This is a genomic window from Maritimibacter sp. 55A14, from assembly GCF_003122205.1.
Classification (GTDB): Bacteria; Pseudomonadota; Alphaproteobacteria; order Rhodobacterales; family Rhodobacteraceae; genus QEYE01.
In genome coordinates, this window is the sequence record NZ_QEYE01000058.1 from 1 (window position 1) to 1,679 (window position 1,679).

3 protein-coding genes are annotated in these 1,679 nt (G+C 57.0%); all 3 read right to left on the reverse strand.

Annotation, left to right across the window (positions count from 1 at the left end; genetic code table 11):
* Nucleotides 1-370: 370 nt before the first annotated feature.
* The gene (locus DDZ14_RS19145) at nt 371-1,081 is read right to left on the reverse strand and encodes a transporter substrate-binding domain-containing protein (RefSeq protein WP_109426567.1); all 711 of its coding nucleotides are present in this window, start codon (nt 1,079-1,081) and stop codon (nt 371-373) included.
* Entirely contained in the window at nt 1,078-1,443 is a 366-nt protein-coding gene (locus tag DDZ14_RS19150) for a MerR family transcriptional regulator (protein WP_109426568.1), read from the reverse strand. The genes DDZ14_RS19145 and DDZ14_RS19150 overlap by 4 nt, the downstream gene beginning before the upstream one ends.
* 34 nt (nt 1,444-1,477) lie before the next feature.
* Nucleotides 1,478-1,679, reverse strand: a 202-nt coding sequence (locus DDZ14_RS20080; protein ID WP_233252659.1) for a hypothetical protein, incomplete at its 5' end; no start/stop codon positions are given.

Sequence of the window (1,679 nt, forward strand, 5' to 3'; positions counted from 1 at the left end):
AAGGAGATCGTGGTCCTGATGCAACAGCATATCCCCCACTGGAACTTCGAGAAGATAGAACGCGGTGGCCATATGGCTCCGCTGACCAGCCCGGACAAAATCAACCCTTTGGTGGAGCGGGCGCTGCACTGAACGGCAGCTACGCGAGCGCAGCCGATCCTGCGGCGATCCAGCGTCAGGCACAGGCAGTGCAGCGCCAAGGGCGTCAAGACCGGCCCAAACCTGCCGTTCATCGGCAGCGCCGATGCCGCGCTGTAGCTTTCGCATTGCGGCCATTCGTGCATAGTGCAGAATTATCGTGGCGCAGATGACCGCTGAGCGGACGAAGCTGCCGTAAATACTACGACAGTCAAGGTCCACTTTCGATCTGTCAGGCCGCCACTAAATCAACTTCGGCCGGCGAGAACCCGAAAGACGCGACCATCTTTCGATGAGCATCAGTCCCAAGAAACTGTGAAAGAATTGCATCGACCTCATTCAGGAGGTTTGCGTCGTTTAAACCGAACGCGAAAGACCCGAATGCAGGAGGCTTCTCTTTGTTCGGCACAAGGATCAATTCCAGTCCCCAATCCGGGTTCTGCTCGATGAAGCCGCTATGCGCTCGGCCGACGCTGGCATAGGCATCGGCAGTGCCCTCGCGAACAGCCTGTGCGGCTTCGGTATAAGTCTCAAATACCGCGATTCGCTCTGCGCTGACGCCAAACCCAACCGCAGAGCGATGCTGAAACTGATCGCGAATGACCGCCAGCCGGACGTGCGGATTGTCCGCCACCGATTGATAGCCGCTGAGGCACAACGGATTATCCGCCGCCACCAGTAACCCATCCGGTAGCGCCCAGATGGGACGGCTGAACTGTGCGCTCTGCCTGCGTTCATCGGTCCCGAACAGACCGGTCGTCATGCGCCAGCGACCATCACTAAGACCGGGCAGGAGTTCAGCAAACTCCGTCTCGACCGGCTCGAAAGTCACTATCCCGAGTTCGCGGAACACGTGCCGAGCAAGTTCCACATCACAGCCTGTGACGCGGCCTGCGGCATCGACGTAGTTGAATGGCGGTTCGATCAGGTAAGCAAACTTCATTGATCATCCTCTTTTGTGTCCGGGCCATAGCTGGCGATCTTGATCGCGAGGATGCTTTCGCACTTTTCGAGAGTTGCGCGTTTGGCCTTAAGCGTGTTTGCGTGATCCATCAGGATTTGCCGCCGCTCTGTGATACCGGCATCACCCGCTTTGGCGAGTGTCGTAAATCGCCGCATTTGCGCAAGCGACATGCCTGTTTCTCGCAGCCAATAGAGCAGGGTTAGCCAGTCGATTAGTCGGGGCGTGAACCGACGATGCCCGTCTGGACCACGCTCGATTTCTGGTAGCATTCCCGATTTCTCGTAGAACCGTATCGTGTGTGCGGACAGCCCGCAGGCATCAGCCGCTTCTGCAATTCTCATCTTCGCAAAGCTCCTCTGACCCCTGTGTAGCGAGTTAGAGTAACTCTAAGTCAACGCTGAAATTTGGAAAACAGACGTTCATCCAGACTGCAGCATCGCGCAGTTTGGGCTCTGGCACTAAATCGCTATGCGATAGTGGCTCTGTGTGGTGGGCGTTGCGCTGAACTGGGATTTGCTTCGCGGTTTTCGATGCCGGGTGTGTGCTGTTGGCCGAGGTGATTTTGCCTCGATTGACA

What these genes read in the sequence shown, in the direction of transcription:
- DDZ14_RS19145 (WP_109426567.1), bottom strand. Translation starts at nt 1,081, where the DNA reads ATGAAGTTTGCTTACCTGATCGAACCGCCATTCAACTACGTCGATGCC.
- DDZ14_RS19150 (WP_109426568.1), bottom strand. Translation starts at nt 1,443, where the DNA reads ATGAGAATTGCAGAAGCGGCTGATGCCTGCGGGCTGTCCGCACACACG.